The sequence below is a fragment of the Mycobacterium sp. genome (assembly GCF_050700595.1).
GTDB lineage: Bacteria > Actinomycetota > Actinomycetes > Mycobacteriales > Mycobacteriaceae > Mycobacterium.
Map to the genome: position 1 here is coordinate 1 of NZ_JBOHHI010000088.1, position 20,812 is coordinate 20,812.

Below are 20,812 nucleotides of genomic sequence, written 5' to 3' on the forward strand. Positions count from 1 at the left end.
TGTATTGGGATACCAAGCCCGTCAACGACACCAGGAGGACGTCTTCTACATCAATACTCTTCGGCATAACCCTCTTACTACGCCGCGTGGAAACCCGGGTTTGCGCACGCTCGCGGCTGATGGACGCGCGGAACCTAGCTGACCAGCGTGACGGAGTGGGCCCGGCGCAGCTTGCCCGACGGCGTCTTCGGGATGGTTCCCGGACCGAGCACCACGACGTTGCGGGGTCGCACGTCTACCTCGCTGACGACCTCGTGTGCGACCTGGTGCTCGATACGGCGCACCTCGGCGGGATCCTCGAAGGCATTGGACTCGACCGCGACGGCGAACGTCTCCCGGGAATGCCCGGCATCGAGCCGCACGGCCACCGCGCAGCCCGGACGTACACCCTCGACGCGGCATGCGGCCCGTTCGATGTCGGTCGGGTAGACGTTGCGGCCGGCCATGATGATGACGTCCTTGACGCGGCCGCACACCACGATGTGGCCGTTCTCCATCTGGTAGCCGAGGTCGCCGGTGTCATACCAACCGTGCTCGTCCTGCGCCGATATGAATCCGCCCATCGTGATGTAACCCGGGGTCAGCGACTCGCCGCGCAACTCGATCACGCCAACCCCGCGCGGCGGCAGCACAGTGCCGTCCTCGTCGAGGATGCGGGCCTCCAGACCGTCGAGCAGCGGACCGAGCGAGGCCAACCGGCGGGTGTTGCCCTTGGTGGCCGGCACCGCGCGACGCAGCGCAGCCAGCAGGTCGGCATCCACCTCGTCCACGACGAGTCCCTCCTCAACCGGCGAGAACGCCACCGCCAGCGTGGTCTCCGCCATGCCGTAGGCGGGCAGGATGGACTCGGGCCGCAGGCCGAACGGCCTGCCGGCGTCGATCAGGTCCTCGACGTCGGCGGGGTCTACCGGTTCGGCGCCCGACATCGCGATCCGCAGAGTCGACAGGTCGAATTGGCCGGGTTTGGCTTGCTTGCGCAGCCGCTTGGCGAACAGTGAGTAGGCGAAGTTCGGGCCACAAATGAAGGTGCCCTTGTACTTGTCGATCAACTTGGCCCACAGCAGCGTGTCGCGCAGGAAGTCCATCGGGGTGACCTTGACCAGCTCGGCGCCGAAGTACATCGGGACAGTCAAAAAGCCGATCATTCCCATGTCGTGGAAAAGCGGCAGCCAGCTGATCATCACATCGGTCTCGGTGTTGTACCTGACGCCGACGAACATCGCTTCGACGTTGGAGTAGACGTTGCGGTGGGTGATCTGGACGGCTTTAGGCGAGCCGGTGGAGCCCGACGTCAGCTGCATCAGCGCCAGATCGTCCTCGTCGGTGTCGATCGGGTCGATCGGGTCGGCGGCCAGTAGCTGCTCGACGGTCAGCACCGTGACACCGCGATCCTCCAGCACCGGCGCGGCCGCCATGAACGGGTCGGACACGATGACCGATTTCGCCTCGATCATGTCGATGACGGTGGTGGTGTCCTCCGCCCAGGCCGCCAGGTCGGTGCGCGGTGTGGGCTGGTGCAGCATGGTCAGACTGGCACCCCGCATCCACAGCCCTTGTGCTAACGGCGCAATCTCGGCAGGCGCGCCGACCAGTACACCGACCGCGTCGCCGTGGCCCATCCCGGCTGCGGCCAAGCCACCGGCCACCCGGCGGGCGCGCTGGTGGATTTCACTCCAGGTTTCCCGGACCGGGTGGTGCGGTTCGCCGGTCACCATGCCCTTCGTACTCTCGCGAGCGTTGCGGAACATGTTGTCGGTAAACCTGCTCACGGAAACCTCCTCGGCACCGGCGTTTTCCACGGACCCGTTATTCCCAGGTTCCCCTTGCCAGGTGGCGCCTCGCGATAGGCTCGCGCACACAATTGGGGAGCGGTTAGGTCTCGAATCCGTGATAGGTCAGTGACCTCGCGCAACATTGCGGCGTCGGCGAGGACACGGCGACGGCCCGCACTTACGGGGTGCATGGACCGCCCACCGGCATGCTCGGCAGGCAAATAGACCCGACGCACTTCTTGACCCGTATCCGTCACCGCGGAACATCTTAAACTCCTCTTAAGTAACCGCCAAACCTGCGGGTCAAATCGGCGCGGGGTGTCACGCGCCGGTGACGGGCGTGGGCACCACCCGGGCGCCGTGTACCGGCCCGCTGGCCACCCGCACGGTGCGGCAAACACCGGCCCCCGACAGCTGGGTACCGACATCGACGGCCGCCGGCGACGATCGGCACAGAAAGGCGCACGTCGGCCCCGAACCCGACACCATGCCCGCCAGCGCGCCCGCCTGCACGCCGGCGCGCAAGACGCGCCGCAAGGCGGGATCCATGCTCACCGCGGCCGCCTGCAATTCATTGCCCAGCAGCGGAGCCAGCTGCTCGGGGTCGCCGGCCGCGAGCGCCGCCAGTACCGGCCCGGGCTCGTCCAGTTGCGGCGGGGACCCGGCTTTCCCCTTCCGGCCGAGCCGGATACGGTCCAGCTCGCCGAACACCACCGAAGTGGACAAACCGCCCTCGGCGAACGCCAACACCCAATGGAAGGTGTTGCGGGCCAGCACCGTGGCCAGCTCCTCACCGCGGCTGGTACCCAATGCGGTGCCGCCATGCAGCGCGAACGGCACGTCACTGCCCAGCCGCGCCGCCAGCATGTGCAGGTCGCGGCGCGGCACAGCCAGCTCCCACAGCGCGTTCATCGCGACCAGCACCGCCGCGGCGTCCGCGCTGCCACCGGCCATGCCGCCGGCCACCGGTATCGACTTGTCGATCAAGATCGAGACATCGGGCGCCCGGCCGACGTGGTCGGCCATCAGCTCGGCGGCCTGCCAGGCCAGGTTGCGCTCGTCGGTGGGTAATTGGCCGACGCCCTCGCCGGACAGTTCGAGCGACGGCACATCAGCGTTGCGGACCGTCACCTCGTCAACCAGCGAGACCGCCTGAAACACCGTCGTCAGTTCGTGATACCCATCGTCGCGGCGATCGCCGACGGCCAGGTACAGGTTGATCTTGCCGGGCGCACGCACGGTCACCGATCCAGTCGGCACCCACTCAGCAGCGGTGTTCCCCTCCAACGGCACCGCACGAGACTATCGCCGGAATCTACTCTGGGGGTCATGGTTGACGCCGCTGGTGAAATCCGCGGCTACGTCCTCGACCGTGAAGCCGGCCGCGGCGGTCATGCGACGGTGTACCGGGGGCACAAAGCGGGCGAGCCCGATCAACCGGTTGCGCTGAAGGTGCTCGGCGCAGACCATCGCCGCCCGGCAGAACTTGCCCGCCTGAACCGAGAATTCGAGTTCGCGCACCGGCTCAGCCATCCGCATATCATCACGGTGTACGAGCACGGGCCATTCTGGCTGGCGATGCAATTCGTCGACGGTGGCAAATCCACCCACTTGCAGCGGGTAACGGATCAGCTCGCGGCGCTGCGGCAGATCGCCGACGCGCTGGATTATGTGCATGGTCAAGGTATCGTCCACGGCGACGTCAAGCCGGCCAACATCCTTGTCGCCAAGGACTTCTCGCGCAGCGGAGCGTGCCTGATCGATTTCGGCGTGGCACATGCGGTCGTTGACGATGTCTTTCGCCGCCCCAAGGACGTTCAGGCGTCGTTGCCGTATGCAGCTCCGGAAGTGCTGTGCGGTCGGGCGCCGACGGCAGCGACCGACGAATACGCGTTGGCCTGCTCTGCGGTCGAGTTACTCACCGGCGCACCACCGTTCGCAGCCGACAACTCGACCGAACTGGTGAATGCACACCTACGCGGCATACCACCTCGGATCTCGCACGACGTCTCGTGGGCGTCGCGTGCGTTCGACACGGTCGTCGCCAGGGCCATGGCGAGAGACTCCGAGGTGCGTTACCAATCGTGCACGGAGTTGGTCGAACACGTCACCCGGGCGATGGACCGTTAGCCGGCCTGAGCCATACCGGAACGGACCAGCAACCGCACGAAGTCGTCGATGGTCAGCGTCTCGCCGCGGCGTGCCGGGTCGATGCTGGCAGCGAGCAGCCGGTTCGCGGATTCGTTGCCCGCGCCCGCCCATTGGGCGAAGGCGTTCCGGGATGTCTTGCGCCGCTGAGCGAATGCGATGTCGATCAATTCGAAAACCTGGCGACGGAAAGTTTCGTCGGTGGGCCAGGGTGAGGTTTCGTAGCGGTCGATGCGCACCAGCCCGGAGTAGACCCGCGGGATCGGCCAAAACACCGTCGGCGACACGGTGCCCTGGCGCCGCACCCGTCCGAAGAAACGGACCTTGACGCTGGGCACCCCGTAGTCCTTGCCGCCGGGTTCGGCGGCAAGCCGTTCGGCAACCTCGGCTTGCACCATCACCAGCACGGTGCGGATCGACGGGAATTCCGCCAGCAGATGCAACAACGCCGGAACGGCGACGTTATACGGCAGGTTGGCTACCAGCGCGGTCGGCTCACCGTCGAGGTCGTCGGGACCGATGGTCAGCACATCGCGGTTGAGCACACCCAGCCGGCTGATTTCACTGTGCGAGTGCTCGGCGACGGTCTTCGGCAGTCGGCCGGCCAGCACCGGGTCGATCTCGACGGCACTGACCACCGCGCCCCGGTCGAGCAATGCCAGGGTCAGCGAGCCCAGTCCGGGGCCGACTTCCAGCACGTGGTCGTGACGGTGCACCCCCGACGCCGACACTGCCCGGCGGACGGTGTTGGGATCGTGGACGAAGTTCTGCCCCAGCGATTTCCGTGGCCGGAATCCGAGTTCCTTGGCCAGCCGCCTGATCTCGGTTCGTCCGAGTAGCCGAATGGTCAGCGCCGACCACCGCACACGGGCCAGGGGCTCCAGCCCCGCTGCGCCCGTAGCCCCTCGGCAACCGCGATCTGCTCCTCGCGGGTGGCCAGATCGGCGCGCGGGGCATAGCGCAGTCCCCCGTTGCGCTCCCAGGTGCCCTGGTCGAACTGCACACCGCCGTAATACCCGTTGCCGGTGTTGATTGCCCAGTTCCCGCCGGCCTCGCACCGCGCGACGGCGTCCCAGACCGACCCGTTGCCCACGTCGGGAATATCGGTGCCCGGTTTGGTGCCGATCCGCACCACCGCCTCGCGGGCCGGTGTCACCACGGCGTTGGCGACTGGCAGCCGTCCGGTCTCGACGCCGTTGACCTTGGCCACCGCGAACGTCACGTCCTGGGTGCCCGGCGTTCCCGGGTCTTCGACGATCTCCCGGCTGATGTTCATCTCCGGGTCCTCGATGCGCCGCCTGGGCGGGGCCAGCGGCACCCGCTCGGTGACCTTCTCGATGCGGTTGCGGGTGACCTGGACGTGCATTCCGTCGACCACGGGTGCCGCCGCACCCGGAGTCACCTGGTCACTCTGCTCCAACGGCACGCCAGCGGCGGCCAACAGGGCACCGACATTGGCCGCGGCCAGATGCACGTTGCGCAGCATCCCGCCGTCGTCGAGCTCCACCGCCTTGGCGCTGACGATCGGCAGGGCCATCCCGGCCAGCGGAACGCGGCTACCGCGAGATGCGGCAGCCGGCGCGGTGTCGGTCATCGCGAGCTGGGCCAGCGCCTCGTCGACGGTGGATGCCGTCGTCCACGCCTGGTTGGCGTCGTGACCGTCCAGCGAGATCTGCAGCGGCCGGCTGCGCCGCAGCACGATGGCATCGGCGTCGTGCACCCGCTGGTCCCCGGCCGGGTACAGGTCGTCACGCTCACCGACGTCGAACCCGTTCTCCTTGAGGATGTCGGTCACCCGCGACTTCATCGTTGTCACCGTCAGCGCTGTTCCGTCGACGCTCAGCGTCACAGTCTTGTGGGCGGCGACCGCCAAACTTCCGGCATAGGCCAGCACCAGGAGCAATGCGAGGACCAGAAACCGCAGAATCGGCGAAGGAGTCTGGTGCAGCCTGGTGAGTACGTTCAACGTCCGCTAATTCCCGACCTCAGCAATAACTTCAGCAACAACCCAGTGACATAGCAAAGGGGCCCAAAAGGGCCCCACCCGTATGATCACAAGACGGTAACGAACCGGCCTGGATCAAGCAACTCTGGCGCCAGGTTCTTTTCAGGCTCTTACTGGACTCTTAGGAACTCAGCCCATAAGCCCGGTGGGCGTTGCCGGTGGTGACTTGGGCAAGTTCCCCGGCCGGCCGGTCGACGAGCTCGGCCAACGCTCGCACTGTGTAGGGCAGGCAGTACGGCTCGTTGGGTGCGCCCCGGTAGGGATGCGGCGCCAGAAACGGCGCATCGGTCTCCACCAGCAGCTGCTCCGGCGGGATCAGCGGAACCGCGTCGCGCAGGTCGCGTGCGTTGCGGAAGCTCACCGTCCCGGACAGGCTGATCAGCCAGCCGGCGTCGACGCAGCTGCGCGCCATCGCAGTGTCCGACGAGAAGCAGTGAAAGATCACCGTGTCGGGCGCGCCCTCGGCGCGCAATACGTCGAGTACCTCGGTGTCGGCCTCGCGGTTGTGGATCATCAGCGGCTTACCGGTGCGCTTGGCGAGGTCGATGTGCCAGGCGAACGCGGCACGCTGGACACCGGGCTCCGCGCAGCCGGCCAACCGGCCCGGCCAGTACAGATCCAGCCCGGTCTCACCGATCGCCACCACCCGTGGATGGGCGGCCAGTCGCTCGATCTCGGCCCGGGCGGCGTCGGTCAGCGCGTCCGCTCGCGTCGGGTGCAGCGCGACCGCCCCGTAGACCCGCTGGTCCCACTCCGCCGCGCGGGTCACCCAGCGCGCCGAGTCCAGGTCGTCGGCGATGGTGACCACCGCGGTGACCCCGACGGCCGCCGCGCGGTCGACGATGGCCCGCACCGCGTCGGCGTCCGCTGCGCCGCACGCGTCGAGATGGGTGTGCGCGTCGACCAGCGGGCTCAACGGCTCCGGCGCGGGCGGCGCTTCTCGCTTACCGGGCCGGTTAGAACTCACCCGCACACAATAAGGTGAGGTTTCAATGAAGCCGTACTACGTCACCACCGCGATCACGTACCCCAATGCCGCACCGCACCTGGGGCACGCGTATGAGTACGTCGCCACCGACGCGATCGCGCGGTTCAAGCGGCTCGATGGCTTCGACGCGCGGTTTCTGACCGGGACCGACGAGCACGGTCTGAAAATGGCCGAAACGGCTGCGGCAGAGGGTATTCCGACCGCAGACTTTGCCCGGCGTAACTCCGATGTGTTCCAGCGGCTGCAGGAGCGGCTGAACATCTCCTTCGACCGGTTCATCCGCACCACCGACGCCGACCACCACGAGGCCTCCAAGGAGATCTGGCGGCGCATGTCGGCGGCCGGCGATATCTACCTGGACACCTACGCCGGGTGGTATTCGGTGCGCGACGAGCGGTTCTTCGTCGAATCGGAGACCAGACTGCTCGACGACGGCACCCGGGTGGCCACCGAGACTGGCGCACCGGTGACCTGGACCGAGGAGCAGACCTATTTCTTTCGGCTCTCGGCGTATGCCGACAAGCTGCTGGCCCACTACGAGGCCAACCCGGACTTCATCGGACCGGAGGTGCGGCGCAACGAGGTGGTCAGCTTCGTCTCCGGCGGACTGCGTGACCTGTCGATCTCCCGCACGTCGTTCGACTGGGGTGTGCCGGTGCCGGACCATCCCGACCACGTCATGTACGTCTGGGTGGACGCGTTGACCAACTACCTGACCGGGGTGGGCTACCCCGACACCGGCTCGGAGTTGTTCCGCCGGTACTGGCCGGCCGATCTGCACATGATCGGCAAGGACATCATCCGGTTCCATACCGTGTACTGGCCGGCATTTCTGATGTCAGCCGGAATCGAGTTGCCCCGAAGGGTTTTCGCGCACGGGTTTCTGCTGAACCGTGGCGAGAAGATGAGCAAGTCGGTGGGCAACGTGATCGACCCGGTGGCGCTGGTCGAGACGTTCGGCGTGGACCAGGTGCGCTACTTTCTGCTGCGGGAGGTGCCGTTCGGCCAGGACGGCAGCTACAGCGACGAGGCGATCGTCACCCGGATCAACACCGACCTGGCCAACGAACTGGGCAACCTGGCCCAGCGGTCGCTGTCGATGGTGGCCCGCAACCTCGGTGGAATCGTCCCGGAGCCAGCCGGATTCACCACCGACGACACCGGGCTGCTGTCGGTCGCCGACGGTCTACTGGAGCGGGTGCGTGCCGATTTCGACGGGCAAGCAATGCATTTGGCCCTGGAGGCGATCTGGTTGATGCTCGGCGCGGCGAACAAGTACTTCTCCGTGCAGCAGCCGTGGGTGCTGCGCAAGAGCGAGTCCGAGGCCGATCAGGCCAGATTCCGCACCGTGCTCTACGTGACGTGCGAGGCGGTGCGCATCGCGGCATTGCTGATCCAGCCGGTCATGCCCGAGTCGGCGGGCAACCTGCTCGACTTGCTCGGCCAACGGAAGGACCAGCGGACGTTCAGTGCGATCGGCACTCGGCTGGTGCCCGGCACGGAGCTGCCGGAGCCGACAGGTGTGTTCCCGCGGTATCAGGCCGGCTGAATGAGCGCGAGCACCTCATCAAAGGTAGGACCCTTCCATCGTCGAGGACTCCGTCGCGAGGTTGACGAGGACACCAAGCACCGGCATATCGAGTGCTTTGATCCCGGCGACCAGTTGCGATAGCGAAAGTGTCGTGGTGGCGATCGGCCGTACGACGAGTACCACCGCGTCCGCCACGCCGAGAGCCAGTTGGGCATCGATCGATTCGTGGAACGCAGGTGTTTCGACCAGGACGACATCGCTCTGCAGGAGCAGGGCGTCGCGGCTGCGGATCTCCGTACTCAACCCTGCCGTCGAGCATGACACGGTTGTCACCGGGTCGGTCCGGTTCTCCGCCTCCGCCAACGCAGCGCCCGCCACGACCAGATTGGTCTCCTCCGATTGCTGCTGGTCTGCGGCCAATCGAACGACCCCTACCGTGCGTCCGCGGTCGGCGAACGCTCGCGCCAGAGCCTGCGTCGCGACCGTGCCGCCGTCTCCGCGATGGCCGGCCACAAGGGCGACGACGGGTGGGATTTCGGTTTTGATCCTGGGTAGCCGCTGCAGCACGGACTCGACATTGAGGCTGAGCCGCAATGCCGCCTGCCTGAATTCCTCGGAATCGTCAAACGCTTGAGCGACGTTGCCCTTTGAACCGAGCGCACGGGTTTTGGGCAGCTTGCCAAGGATGTCGCTCCCGGTGATCGCCTCGACCTGGCGTCGCGACCTCACTTTGGTGTCGAAATGCTCGAGGAACCAGATCAAACCGATCGCAACGAGCAGAGCCACGACGGCTGCCGCGAACGCAACCATCGACGTCGGGTATCCAGAAGCCTTGGCGCTGGCTGGATTCGCCTTTGACACCACCTGGATCAGGGGCGGAATGTCTGGGTTATTGCTGACGTTTTCGAGCTTGGCGACGTAGGTTCCCAGGACGTCGCCATATGCATTCGCGATATTGGCCGCGTGCTGACGGTTGCCGTCGATGACTGAAACAACCATCAGCACAGTGTCTTTCACTGTGGCTGCCGAGACCTGGGACATGAGCTGCTGTGGTGTTACTTTCAGGTCGAGCTTGTCGATCACCATTTGCGCCAGCTCGTCGCTGTGAAACATGTTGACGTATGTTTGCGCCCTTTGTCGGGAGAACAGATCGCCCTGATATGCACCCGCGGAGGTCTTCACATCAGGAGCCCGGAGGAACAACTCGGTGGACGCGGTGTAATTCTTGGCGGCGCCAGTGTGGTAAATCGCCACACCGACTGCCGCGACGGCCAGACATGCAAGCAAGATCGGCCATCGCTGCCGCAACTTCGTCCAGCCTCTTATCAATAGTTCCATGGTTCTCCGCTCGCGGTGTTTGACTGACTCATCCGGCTAGACGCAGACGATCGAACTGCGGCATCTCGACATGCTGTGAGACCGCCTGACCGGCAACAACGACCCGTCCCAGGTACATGCCCCGGGCCAGCCGAAGTAGCCTTTCACTTTCGCGAAGCTCGCCCGCGGCCGTTTGCGGGACGAGGTCGACCAGAATCGATGCGCCGAGCTGGCTCGCCACGTCCACCGCATCGGCTGACTCGAGTACAGCCGGGCCGACGACGATGGTATGCCGGTAGCGGCCGGACAGGTCGGTCAAAAGCTCACGCATCTTCGGGCCGGTAAGTTCCCTTGTCGGATTTACCGGCGGGGTGCCGGCCGGAATCCAGCTGATTCCGCTGTGCTCATCCGACTGGATGGCCGAGTCCAGGGTCGCATGCGCGCAGAGCAGGTCTCCTAATCCGACGGTCGAGTCGTCGTGTTCGGCGGCGAAGTCGGCGCACACGACAATGGTGGGCGATCCCGCTTCAGCAAAGGCGTTGGCGAGCAACGCTGCAACGATGCCGGTGGCTGGGGTGGCCCGGGCCGATGTCATCACCAATGATTGGATGCCGGCCTCGGTCAGGCGATGGGCGACTTCCAGGCGCAGGAGCTTGGCGTCGCTGTGGGCTTCGTCGAGGGGTAGGTGGTTGTCGGTCGCGAGCACACCGAGTATGCCCTGGAGTTCACCGGCATGGGCGTCGTCGCCCCGGAATCGGGCCAGCTGTCGGCTTTCTCGTACGGCGGCGTACGCGGTGACATAGGTCAGCCCGAGCAAGAACCCGACGATCGCTCCCGAGACGATGTTCAGCAGCGTTCGCGGCGAGATGGGCCGTGACGGAACGGATGCTGGTTCGGTGAGTACCGGTTGAATCGGAGACGCCACGGCGTAGGGCGGGCGCTCGACTTCCTTGATGACGTCGACGGTCCGCTGCGCAATCGCATCAGCGATCGACGCCGCTTTCACCGGGGAGGCGTCATGCGCCGTTACTTGTAGTACGACGGTGTCGGCAACGATGTGACCGCTCAGCTTCTTGGCGAGGTCTTCGGCGGACTCCCCCAACTGCAGTCGCTTGATAACCTGGTCGGTGACCAGCGGTGTTGTCACCAGCCGTGCGTAGCTGGCCATGCGCTGCTGGGTGAATTCGTCACCGTACGCCAGCGTCTTGCCGCCGCCCAGGTTTGGATCGGCGAGCGCAGTGGAGTCGTTCCAGTACGGCGCCGCGATCATGATCCTCGCGCTTGCCTCGTAGACCACCGGCAGCACCATGTTTATCCCGCCGGCAGCGGCAGCGCCCAATAAGGTCCACATGACGAGCACCAACAACTTTTTGCGAATGATGGCCAGCAACGCCACCATGCCCGTCACGAGGCGAACCCCATTTGCTTCAGGTTGTTGATGATCTTGTCTGCGTAATAGATATTGCCGTCGCCGTTGAAGTGAGTGTGGTCACGCCCCAGCAGTCGCCTCACGTCGATGTCGTGATACCAGTGTTGCCCCACTGGATCGATCACATAGGCTCCCACGCTTTCGGCCGTGCGGCGAAGTCCTTGCGCAACGGCGGGATAGTTGTCTGCCACATCCGGTGTGACATAGGAGGGCAGCATGATGACGATCTTGGCGGCCGGCCACTCCGCATGAACCTTCTTGATGTACTCGTCAGCTGCCGCCACGACTGGCTCCGGTAGGTCACCGAGGTCGTTTCGGCCGCCGTCGATGAGAACGTAGTCGACGTGATAGTGATACATCGCCGCATCCCGATCCAGGCGATCAACGAACGGCACATGCGGAGGTGAATAATTGTCCACGCGGTGAACGAAGCCGGTACCGCCTTGGGCATCGAGGGCCAGGTTCCAGCCCATTTTGTCGGCAACCAAATACGGGTAGGTGACGAATCGAGGGTCACCGGTTCCGCTGGCGAACGAATCGCCGACGACGAGCAACGTGGGCTTGGCGTCGAACATTTGCCTCAGGTTCTCGATTATCTTATCTGCGTAATAGGTGTCACCGTTGACGTTGAGGTGGATGCCGTCCTGCCACAGCATGGGCTTCACGTCGACGTCGCGATACCAGCGCTGCGCCACCGGATCGATCACATAGGCTCCCACGCTTTCGGCCGTGCGACGAAGTCCTTCCGCCACGGCGGCGTAGTTGTCCGCCGCATCCGGTGTGGCATAGGAGGGAAGCATGATGACAATCTTGGCGGCCGGCCACTGTAAGTGGACCTTCTTGACGTACTCGTCAGCCGCCGCCACCACCCGTTCCGGTAACTCGTCGAGGTCGTTCCGGCCGCCGTCGATGAGGACGTAGTCGACGTGATAGGTCGCCGCATCCCGATCGAGGCGATCAATGAACGGCACATGCGGAGGTGAGGCGTCGTCGGTGCCGTGCACGAAGCCGGTGCTGTCCTGGGCATCGACGGCCAGACTCCAACCCATTTTGTCGGCGACCATGTCGGGATAGCTGACGGCGTACGAGTCGCCCACGGCGAGCAACGTGGGTTGGTAGTCGAACATCGTCGATACCGACGGCGCGACGTCATGTGGTTCGGCTTGGTTGTGCGGGCCGCCGTTTCCGCGCAGCTCGTGGTAGACCGGGCCGCCGACCGCCCACGTCAACGCCGCGATGGCAGTCACAAGGATTCCGCGGCGCACGCCGCGCAGCGTGTTACGCGCGGGCATAATTCGTCCTCAGATGTTCGACCCCGAACGCGGGCGGTGGTTCGAACGGGACAGTGGGCGCACGTGGTCGAGCATTCGCTTTCGTTCGCTGCACGAAAGTTGAGAACGCCAGGATGAAAAACAGGAAGGAAGTGGCCTGCAGAAGTGAACCGCGCAGCAGGATCATCAGGTAGAACGGCAGAATGCATCCAAGAACGCCCGGTATTCGGCCGAGATCGAATTGAGCGTTCAGCCGGGTGTCCCAGCGATGCAGGCCAAAGCCCAGGGCGAGCATGGCGACGGCGAGCAGGACCCAACCACCGTTCAGATAGAACTCGATCCACAAGGGTGCGGACAGATTGGTGAAGGAGTAGCCACGCACGTTCGCGATGTATATTCCTGTGTCGACGGGCTTATGAGTCCACAAAGACCTTGGCAGCCAAAACAGCAGCACACCTGAGAACTGCTTACCGGGCACGATCCCGTCCCGCGCGGCGACCAGATATCCGTTCATCAGTTCCGCGAAGGAATCGTAATCAGCTGACAGCAGTGACTGGATGGGGCTGGTTGACTTCAGCTCGGCCTGCCGGCTGACGCGGAATGCGTCAGCGAGTGGGAAGATTACGAGCATGCCGGCAAGGAATCCGCACGCGGTAATACGGAAGCGCCGCCTGGTAGCAAACAGCCCAAAGACGGTGGCAGCGGCTAGAATTGCAGTCCCGGAGAGGTAGCGCGCGTTCGATATCGGATTCATGCTGTTCGCCAAGAGAATGCCGACGATGACGAGCAGTGCCATGCTGCTGCGCATGACGGTTGTGGAGATGTTCTCTCCCCCCATACGTGCACTCTTCGCTTCTTTGCGGAAGTGCATCAGCGCGACGAAGGCCACCAGTAACGCCATGTAGCTGCACGCTCGCATGATCACGCCCAAGTTGTCGTGCGGCCAAACTGCGCGTTCGGTCTCGGATACTTCGTAGCGGCTTTTCAGGAAAAGAAGCCAGCCGACTTGTGAGATGTAGTACGTGTCCGTGACAATGGCAAACACGCAAAGCAGCATGGTGCGGCGGTAATTAACGGTGAATCTCTGTTTGGCCGTGTCGTGGGTGCGCTTCGCCGGGTGATCACACCGCCGCACTGACGTGACGTTGTCCAAACCGGCACCGGCAAGGAATGCGCAACATCCGACGATGACCATCAATGCGGCCGCGGTGGTGCACGTAACGTCGACGCGAGGAACGGTGTTGGGCCAGTGGTTTTCTCGAAGCTGAGCCAAGGGGGCCAAGCACAGAAACGCGTAGCTGTAACCCCAGAACATCAGCTCGAACAGCCGCCGTTCACCGTTGCCTATCAGCCAGGCTAACCGCGCGGCGCAGATCGCTGTCATCGGCACTGACCAAAGCCAAGATGAGCTGGTCGGAATACCGGTGAAGCGGATGATCGCCACGGGGACGAACACTGCCAATGTGGCAAAACACCACAGCGTGATAAGCGCCCTGTACAACTGGGCCGTCTCTTGCAGACGCAGCCTCGTCGCCAGTGGGATCGGTCGCGGCACAACGGTGTTCAGAAGGTAAGCCCCGGCGAAAGCTCCCGCGGCCTCGGAACGGGCCACCGGCTGCAAGCGTTCCGTTCTGAAAGGGCTGGCGGGCGTGGCCCACGGTTTGAACCGGAGCAGAGCCACTGCCGCGGTAAACGTGGTCGCCGTCGCGATACCTGCTGCAACTCCCCCGGCGGTGCGGAAAAGCACCCCACCGCCGAGTACCATCACGAGCACGACCAGCACATAGCCGACCTTGAGTTTCAGCGCATCGGCGCTTCGGTTGAAGGTGCGCAAGAAGATCGTCACCGCGATGATCCACGCTCCAATTGCGTACTCCAGGGCGATGATCGGAGCGATCGCTTGTGTTGCTCCGAATGTACGACCGAGGACGAGTTCGCCGACGGACACAGGCATGAAGAACAGCGCCACGCCAAGTAGGATTGACCCCGCGGTCGTGATGAGAGCGATTCGTGCCAAAGAGTTCCACACTTGCCGCGGTGCCATGTTCAGTCGTTTGCTCTCTGGGATCAGCACCAACGGAATTGCACTCGCCGCGATCGCGATGGGTGCCAGTAATGCCGTGGCGCCGCGTAGTGCGGCGGTGACCTCGGGACTCAAAACGACGGCGGCGAACAGCAGCACTGCGAACGCCGTCGTTTGCTCGAGGCCGGACTCGGCCCCATATCGCGCTCGATCTTGCCAGCCATCGCAGATCCAACCCGGATACTGTCGCAGCGCCGGGGCGATGCGAACAGCGACCAACATTCCGACTAGAGCAAGGAAGGCCAGGCCGGTCCATCCACCAATGAGGTAGCCGGTGGTCGCCACCGGCAAGTGAAACCATGTTGCCACCAACAGTGCGGCCGAACCGAGGAACCACACGCCGTCGCAGAGGGCCGCAACGTGTGGCCGGCCTTGGGCGATGGCGACGTACCGCAGAACGTCTTCCACGAGCACGATCGGTGTCGCGGCAATGATCAACATCGTCGGCAGGCGGATGCCTGACCCCTCAACTGCCCACATGACACCCCCGACGATGGGGCTGACCAACAGCGCGCTGGTGACCGCGAACGAGCCCTCCCGCCTGATGTCGGACTGGGGGCGTCCCGCTGTCAGCAGCAGCGGTGTGCCCAACGCACCGCGAAGGACGCCCGTAGCCGCGGCGAGCAGCGTCAAAAGCAACGCAATCTGGCCGAAGTATTCGGTGGCCGTCACCACCGCGACGGCATAGATGATCAGTCCGTTGCTGAGACTGGAGAAGACCTGGTCGGCGGCACCAGAGACGGCGCGAACCCTGCTCATCGACAAACCTTTGGCATGGCTCAGCCCTTGTTGCCCGTCGCCCAGATCTTCTCGAAAGCGCCGATCGAGTCGGTGGCTCCGTGGTTCGAGAAGAGTCCGAATGTGGCGAAACTTCCTTGCCACTCCGAAAAGCGCGGATCTGTCACGATTCTGTGAGTTCCCGGCAAATCCACGGTGACTTGAGCACCGTCGATCACCAAACGTGCTTCATAAGTACTTCCGTCTTCACGCAGCGGTTGTTGAAAACCGCCGGCGGCCACCACCTCCATGGGTACGTTGTCGCTGCGCGACACGCTGATATTCCAGTTGATCGGCGTCACGACGAAGTTGATCGGCAGCGGCTTGACCATCGGTGGAACACGTTTTTCGATGCCGCGCGACACCACAAGTGAGATTGCCCCCGGGGTGCCGGATCCGGGCCGGAAGGCGAACCGCGCGCCGATACTCTTCACCGACGAACCGAGGTCGGGAGAACTGAAATACGCGAAGGCTGTCTCGTGCGTTGTGGGCCGATAGGTCAGCCGGCCGTGCTGAATTCCGAGTTGGTCGCCGGGGTCATCGGGGCTGGATACCACGGTCGCAGGCTGGCCTCCGTCGAAATGGTCGGGCGCCGGCCCGTTGGGCATCGCGCTGAAGTCTGCTTCGACCCGCATACCCAGGCCTTCCATTGCCGAGTGCTCATGCAGAAACCCCCGCCAAAGTGCCACGGCCACAATGATCGCGAGCCCCAGGGCGAAGACAACTTGCGCCGAGGTGCGGTATGGGCGGCCAGTGCTGAGACTCGTCACTGCGACCCCTGTTCGAGAGCCTCACCGTAGATCTCTTCCAATGCGCGGCCCACACTGGCGATGCTGAACGTGGCTTGGACGGCCGATCGGCCGCGCTCGCCCATGGCGTGAGCGTGCGACGGATCGGCGAGCAGATCCGCTATCGCCTGCGCGAATGACTGTGGGCTACCATCGACAACCACACCGCAAGAGTGGGTTCTGACGAACTCCGCCAGACCGCCGTCGGCGCAAATGATGACGGGAATACCGAGGATGAGAGCCTCGATGACCGTCATGCCGAATGGCTCCTGCACAGCGGGCAACACATAGACAGATGCACGGGTCATTCGCTCGCCGGCGAGATCCGGCGGCACCGCGGGCTCCCGCCGAATGAAGGTCTCGTCGAACCCCTCGGTACGCGCCTGCGCAATGATCGCATCAACGTCCACGTCGGCTCCCTCGACAGGCCCGACGATCGCGAATTGTGCACGGGCTCCTGACCTCAACAGAGACAAGGCAGCTTCGGCGAAGACCTCGGGCCTCTTGCGTTGATGCAGTCTTGCGAAGAACAGCACCTCGGGTAACGCCGCTGACCGCCGACTACTGGCCGTGGCAGCGGGTGTTGGCACACCATTCGGGAGTTGCCGGAGTCGAAGTTGCGAGCCGCCGACGGCGCACAGATCGCGGCGTTCGGCTGGGTTCAGATGAAGGACCATCGCCGCGGAGCGAAGCAGCCTGACCGTCCACAGCCGATCGATGGGCGCCGCCAGCGGGTGGCTGCGCGGTGCGATCATGCCGTGCGTCTGCACCACAAAGGGAATTCGCATACGGCGGAACTTGGCCGCTGCAGGAAGGGTAACCAGATCTCGGGCAAGGTGAACGTGCACGATGTCGAATTTCGATGCATGCTCGTTGATCCAACGCCCCAGTGCCGGAGCACGCGTCGGTGCAGAGCCGAAACCCGACATCACCCGCCTGGCGGGAAAAAGGTGGGCGGGCACGCCGCCCAGGGCGGCCGGTGGCTCATCGAATCCGCTGACACCGGCAGCAATCACGGCGTCATGGCCCTGGTCTCGCAAGGCCGAACACAAGTTGACGGCGACCCGGGTCGGTCCGCCATATGCACCGTCCGGCGTCACCAGCGTCACCACGTGAAGAACCCTCACCTGAGGCCACCCCCGCCGCCGCTGTGCGCGCTCACCCGCGGTACGCACAAGTCTTCTGGAGTCAGCGCCGCTCGCAAAGCGTCTCGCACGGTGTCGGGATCTAGCAACCCCGCTGCGAAAGTGGCCGTCGCCTGAACTGATCCGTTGCCGGCGATCCACACCGCAATCGACAGGTGCGAGGCACTGCCGGGCGGAAGCGCCACCGCGAGTTCGGCGTCCATCGGCCTGTCCCACGCGAGCTTGGCGGTTGTCTGCGTCTTCGAAAAGTCCGAGATCGTCACGGACACCACTGAGCGTTGCGCGGGGCCGGCCGCCGCCCGCCAGGGTTGTTTGCGACGGCTCCGGACCGCTGCGAGCGCCCCGGCCGAAGCGAAGTAGGCGGCTACCTTTACCAGCGTCCCGATCGATTCGGCCGTGCTGCGAAGCTCGGCGCTGAACTTTTCGTAGGACGTCCCGGCTGCGGCATTGACACGGGTGACCGCGACGAAGTTCGACAGCGTCTGTACCGCGTCGGGAAGAAACCGCCGAAGATCGACCAGGACCTCGCAGTCGTCGGCCAATGTGATCCCGGCGTCTCGCAGCGCGCGATAGATCGACAACATGACCAGTCCGGTCACCGAGGCATCCGGGTGGGTGTGGTCGCGCCAGGTGCGCAACTCGTCGGTGAGGTGGGGCACACTCTTGACGAACACCGCGCGGTAGCCCGTTGCGTCTCCGACGCCGCCCGCGATCCGGTCATCGCCACGGGCCGCGGCTTGCGCACCCGCGCTGAAAGATGACCGTGCCCTGGCTGCCAGGCCGACTACGTGCCGAATGACCTGGCGCGGTTTCGATTTCAAATAGTGGGCGAACGCCCATCGGACCGGCCTGTCGATGGTCGGCGCGGGCAGCGGGTCGACGAATCCGTTGGGCGCCCGGTTGTGCAACAGCGCGGCCAGTACTTCCATCATCAGACGGGTGTCGCCGATTCCATGATCGAAACAGATGCACAGATGCTCACCAGCCTGTGCCACCGAGATCGGCGCCGCCGGCGGTCGGCCCACCACCCGGTCGAGGATCTCCTGTGCTGTTGCGCGTCCGGAAATGTCGAAGGTCGGCGTGGCGTCCACGCTCGGTTTCTCGGTGAAGTTCCACCGCGTGGTGTATGGCGACGGCTGCAGGCCGACGCGGAATCGGGGACCCAGCGCCGCCATTCTGTCCAGCACCTCGCCCGCGCGGCTCCCGGCATCCCCGCGGACCGGGCCGGCGACGAACCAGACCGGTGCGCCGGCCGCGGCTACGTCAATTTGTCCGACCCGGACCGTTCTGGTGCGATGCGTAGTCCTGCCGTCCTTGGCGGGTGCGCAGTTCGGGTTGACCCCAACACTTTTGATCGTCATGACTTCACCCTCGGGTACGAGCGCGGGGGCAGGATCGTGGCTCCTGGCGAGACATCACCGATGACCACGGCGGTGGCGCCAACTGTCGCGCCGTCGCCGACGAGTACGCCGCGCAGTATCGTCGCCCGCGCCGCGATCCACACCGCATCCCCGATGACAATCGGTGCATTGTCGAACTCGAACGTGGGGCTGAATCTGTCGTGGCTGCCAGTACACAGCAGAACATCTTGGGAGATACAGGTATTCGATCCAATGACCACCGGCTCGAGATTAAGGATCCAGGTCGATTCACCGACCCAGGTGTGGTGTCCGACCTCCAATTTCCAGGGCCAGTGGATTTTGACGTCGTGGCGTATGAGTGTGCCGGTTCCGATTCGTGCACCGAACCTGCGCAGTATGAAGAGTCGCAGCCGGTTGGGGCACCACCACTGCATAGTGACGCACCGCGACACCAGCATCCACAACACCTGCACGAGCCACGGTCTGCCCCGGCTGTAGTTCGCGCCGGTGAAGTCGCGCAGCGAGAAGCGCGCCCCCGGTGACATGGACGGATCTGGTCTGAGTAGTTGCGTCATCCGGCCGCTCGCAACCGTGCCTTCACCGACTCCGGCGGTGCGGTCACGAACGACATGTGCTCCTCCTGACTGAAGCAGGCCGACCCCGGCGGCGGGCCACAGCTACGGCACCTGGATGCCGGCCGTTATGCGTATACCGATGATGTACTTGAACGAGCCAATTACATACTATATGGTATGAAATACAGTCATACCATACCGGCAGTCATCATACGTCCGTAAAACGTCTGGATAATAGGGGCACTAGGTGCAGAGCAGACCGCTGATCGACGACGGGCTTCGACGGGGACGGCTCCGCCTCCCAGCCGGGGCAGTGCTCACCGTCCCATCGCCTTACCACCCGCGAGGCCAAGAGGTCGGCTTGCGGCTGGTTATCCACGATTACTCCGGCCACCCCGGCCAGGTGCACCTGAGTCGGGAGCTGGCCCGCCGAGGCCATCACGTCGAGCACCAGTATTGCGCCTCGTACCTGACCGGCCGGGGCGCCACAGAGCGCCGTGACGGTGATCCCGAGTCTTTTATGGTGCGTGCGGTCGAGCTGCGTAGCGAGTTCGCCCGGTACTCCCCGGTTGTCCGATTGCTGCAGGAGTTGCAGTACGCTCGCATGTCGACCCGCGCCCTCCTGGCCGCGCGACCGGATGTTGCGGTGCTATCCAATATCCCCTTGCTGTCGCTCTTCCTAATCACTGTCGCGCTCCGGATGCGACGAGTGCCGTACGTCTTCTGGCAGCAGGATGTCTACAGCGAAGCGATCAGGGTCATTGCCCGGGATCGGCTCGGCAGGCTGGGTTGTCTGGTGGGCTGGGTCGCCGGGTGCGCTGAGCGTCAGATCGCCCGCGGTGCAGCGGCGATCGTCGCCATCAGCGAGACGTTCATCGAGCAGCTCGACGCCTGGAGAGTGCAGAAAAGCCGGGTATACGTGGTGCCGAACTGGGGCGCGATCGACGAGATGCCCTTGCGGCCGCGAGACAATGCCTGGGCGAAGGCTCACGGACTGGTGGATGTGCCGGTCGTGATGTACGCAGGAACGCTTGGTTTGAAGCACGACCCATCCGTGCTGTCCAGGCTCGCTGCCACGGCGCCGGCGGGTAGCCGCATGGTGGTTGTGTCAGAGGGACGGGGCCGCGAGTGGCTCGAGTCGCAGGCGATCCAGGCACCCGAGCTGATGCTGTTCGACTACCAGCCATACGACCAGCTGCCGGATGTGCTTGCGAGCGCAGATGTGTTGCTCGTCGTGCTGGAGAGTGACGCCAGCCGCTACTCGGTGCCATCCAAGGTTCTGAACTACTTCTGTGCCGGCCGTCCCGTGCTGGCGCTGTTACCGCCGGACAACGCGGTCGCCAACATGGTCGAAGCGGCGGAGGCAGGGCTCGTGGTAGCCCCGGGAGACGCTGAGGCCGCGTCTGCCGCGCTGAGAAGTCTGCTGGCTTCTCGGGCTGCGCGCGAGAAGATGGGCGCCGCCGCTCGCCGCTATGCCGAGCGCACATTCGACGTGACACGCGTGGGTGATCGCTTTGAATCGTTGCTCTTTGACATTTGCAGCCGAAACGCTTTCTTACCCAAGATGAAAGGGGCACATAAGGATGAAGACTGGACACTTGCGCGGATGGAAGAGAACTGAA

16 protein-coding genes are annotated in these 20,812 nt (G+C 64.5%); 3 read left to right on the forward strand and 13 right to left on the reverse strand.

Translation table 11 applies throughout. The features are described 5' to 3' along the window. Positions 1-134 precede the first annotated feature (134 nt). Both ACRDTL_RS08920 and ACRDTL_RS08925 read right to left on the reverse strand, forming a co-directional pair. Positions 135-1,769, reverse strand: coding sequence for a fatty acyl-AMP ligase (locus tag ACRDTL_RS08920; RefSeq protein WP_431506347.1), 1,635 nt, complete (start codon positions 1,767-1,769; stop codon positions 135-137). Positions 1,770-2,093: 324 nt separating this feature from the next. Further along, on the reverse strand, positions 2,094-3,065 hold the full coding sequence (locus tag ACRDTL_RS08925) for a 4-(cytidine 5'-diphospho)-2-C-methyl-D-erythritol kinase (RefSeq protein WP_431506348.1): 972 nt from the start codon (positions 3,063-3,065) through the stop codon (positions 2,094-2,096). Between the two features lie 36 nt (positions 3,066-3,101). On the opposite strand from ACRDTL_RS08925, the gene ACRDTL_RS08930 reads away from it, so the two are divergent. After that, positions 3,102-3,902 (forward strand): serine/threonine-protein kinase, encoded by an 801-nt coding sequence (locus ACRDTL_RS08930; protein ID WP_431506349.1) that lies wholly within the window; start codon positions 3,102-3,104, stop codon positions 3,900-3,902. On the opposite strand, the gene rsmA is transcribed toward ACRDTL_RS08930, so the two are convergent. The 3 genes from rsmA to ACRDTL_RS08945 all read right to left on the reverse strand — a co-directional run bounded on the left by rsmA (position 3,899) and on the right by ACRDTL_RS08945 (position 6,898). After that, positions 3,899-4,771: a 16S rRNA (adenine(1518)-N(6)/adenine(1519)-N(6))-dimethyltransferase RsmA gene (gene rsmA / locus ACRDTL_RS08935; RefSeq protein WP_431506371.1), complete on the reverse strand. Its 873-nt coding sequence runs from the start codon at positions 4,769-4,771 to the stop codon at positions 3,899-3,901. The two genes, ACRDTL_RS08930 and rsmA, sit on opposite strands and share 4 nt — an antisense overlap. Continuing rightward, entirely contained in the window at positions 4,768-5,886 is a 1,119-nt protein-coding gene (locus ACRDTL_RS08940; protein WP_431506350.1) for a transglycosylase family protein, read from the reverse strand. The genes rsmA and ACRDTL_RS08940 overlap by 4 nt, the downstream gene beginning before the upstream one ends. A gap of 160 nt (positions 5,887-6,046) precedes the next feature. Next, positions 6,047-6,898 carry a TatD family hydrolase gene (locus tag ACRDTL_RS08945; protein ID WP_431506351.1) on the reverse strand — a complete coding sequence of 284 codons (852 nt, stop codon included), beginning with the start codon at positions 6,896-6,898 and terminating at the stop codon, positions 6,047-6,049. Positions 6,899-6,917: 19 nt separating this feature from the next. Between ACRDTL_RS08945 and metG the strand changes: the two genes are divergently transcribed. After that, the gene (gene metG / locus ACRDTL_RS08950; RefSeq protein WP_431506352.1) at positions 6,918-8,462 is read left to right on the forward strand and encodes a methionine--tRNA ligase; all 1,545 of its coding nucleotides are present in this window, start codon (positions 6,918-6,920) and stop codon (positions 8,460-8,462) included. 18 nt (positions 8,463-8,480) lie between these two features. Here metG and ACRDTL_RS08955 read toward each other — a convergent pair whose 3' ends face one another. The 8 genes from ACRDTL_RS08955 to ACRDTL_RS08990 form a co-directional block, all read right to left on the reverse strand. Further along, on the reverse strand, positions 8,481-9,557 hold the full coding sequence (locus ACRDTL_RS08955) for a hypothetical protein (RefSeq protein WP_431506353.1): 1,077 nt from the start codon (positions 9,555-9,557) through the stop codon (positions 8,481-8,483). Between the two features lie 253 nt (positions 9,558-9,810). Then, a complete protein-coding gene (locus ACRDTL_RS08960) occupies positions 9,811-11,169 on the reverse strand; it encodes a hypothetical protein (RefSeq protein ID WP_431506354.1) in 1,359 nt (452 codons plus the stop codon). Beyond that, positions 11,166-12,287: an SGNH/GDSL hydrolase family protein gene (locus ACRDTL_RS08965; RefSeq protein ID WP_431506372.1), complete on the reverse strand. Its 1,122-nt coding sequence runs from the start codon at positions 12,285-12,287 to the stop codon at positions 11,166-11,168. The genes ACRDTL_RS08960 and ACRDTL_RS08965 overlap by 4 nt, the downstream gene beginning before the upstream one ends. A 181-nt stretch (positions 12,288-12,468) precedes the next feature. Continuing rightward, positions 12,469-15,303, reverse strand: a complete 2,835-nt coding sequence (locus tag ACRDTL_RS08970; protein WP_431506355.1) for a hypothetical protein — start codon at positions 15,301-15,303, stop codon at positions 12,469-12,471. 20 nt (positions 15,304-15,323) lie between these two features. Then, positions 15,324-15,929 carry a hypothetical protein gene (locus ACRDTL_RS08975; RefSeq protein WP_431506356.1) on the reverse strand — a complete coding sequence of 202 codons (606 nt, stop codon included), beginning with the start codon at positions 15,927-15,929 and terminating at the stop codon, positions 15,324-15,326. 158 nt (positions 15,930-16,087) lie between these two features. Continuing rightward, on the reverse strand, positions 16,088-17,236 hold the full coding sequence (locus tag ACRDTL_RS08980) for a glycosyltransferase (protein ID WP_431506357.1): 1,149 nt from the start codon (positions 17,234-17,236) through the stop codon (positions 16,088-16,090). Further along, positions 17,233-18,615 carry a hypothetical protein gene (locus ACRDTL_RS08985; RefSeq protein ID WP_431506358.1) on the reverse strand — a complete coding sequence of 461 codons (1,383 nt, stop codon included), beginning with the start codon at positions 18,613-18,615 and terminating at the stop codon, positions 17,233-17,235. Before ACRDTL_RS08985 ends, ACRDTL_RS08980 begins: the two co-directional genes overlap by 4 nt. After that, positions 18,612-19,190, reverse strand: coding sequence for a putative colanic acid biosynthesis acetyltransferase (locus ACRDTL_RS08990; RefSeq protein ID WP_431506359.1), 579 nt, complete (start codon positions 19,188-19,190; stop codon positions 18,612-18,614). Before ACRDTL_RS08990 ends, ACRDTL_RS08985 begins: the two co-directional genes overlap by 4 nt. 361 nt (positions 19,191-19,551) lie before the next feature. Here ACRDTL_RS08990 and ACRDTL_RS08995 point away from each other — a divergent pair, with 361 nt between their 5' ends. Beyond that, complete coding sequence (locus ACRDTL_RS08995) at positions 19,552-20,811, forward strand: glycosyltransferase family 4 protein (RefSeq protein ID WP_431506360.1); 1,260 nt, start codon at positions 19,552-19,554, stop codon at positions 20,809-20,811. Position 20,812: the final 1 nt, after the last annotated feature.

Excerpts from the sequence above, each read along its gene's own strand:
- ACRDTL_RS08930 (WP_431506349.1), top strand. The coding sequence starts at position 3,102 with ATGGTTGACGCCGCTGGTGAAATCCGCGGCTACGTCCTCGACCGTGAA.
- metG (WP_431506352.1), top strand. The coding sequence starts at position 6,918 with ATGAAGCCGTACTACGTCACCACCGCGATCACGTACCCCAATGCCGCA.
- ACRDTL_RS08955 (WP_431506353.1), bottom strand. The coding sequence starts at position 9,557 with ATGTTTCACAGCGACGAGCTGGCGCAAATGGTGATCGACAAGCTCGAC.
- ACRDTL_RS08970 (WP_431506355.1), bottom strand. The coding sequence starts at position 15,303 with ATGAGCAGGGTTCGCGCCGTCTCTGGTGCCGCCGACCAGGTCTTCTCC.
- ACRDTL_RS08975 (WP_431506356.1), bottom strand. The coding sequence starts at position 15,929 with ATGCCCAACGGGCCGGCGCCCGACCATTTCGACGGAGGCCAGCCTGCG.
- ACRDTL_RS08985 (WP_431506358.1), bottom strand. The coding sequence starts at position 18,615 with ATGACGATCAAAAGTGTTGGGGTCAACCCGAACTGCGCACCCGCCAAG.
- ACRDTL_RS08990 (WP_431506359.1), bottom strand. The coding sequence starts at position 19,190 with ATGACGCAACTACTCAGACCAGATCCGTCCATGTCACCGGGGGCGCGC.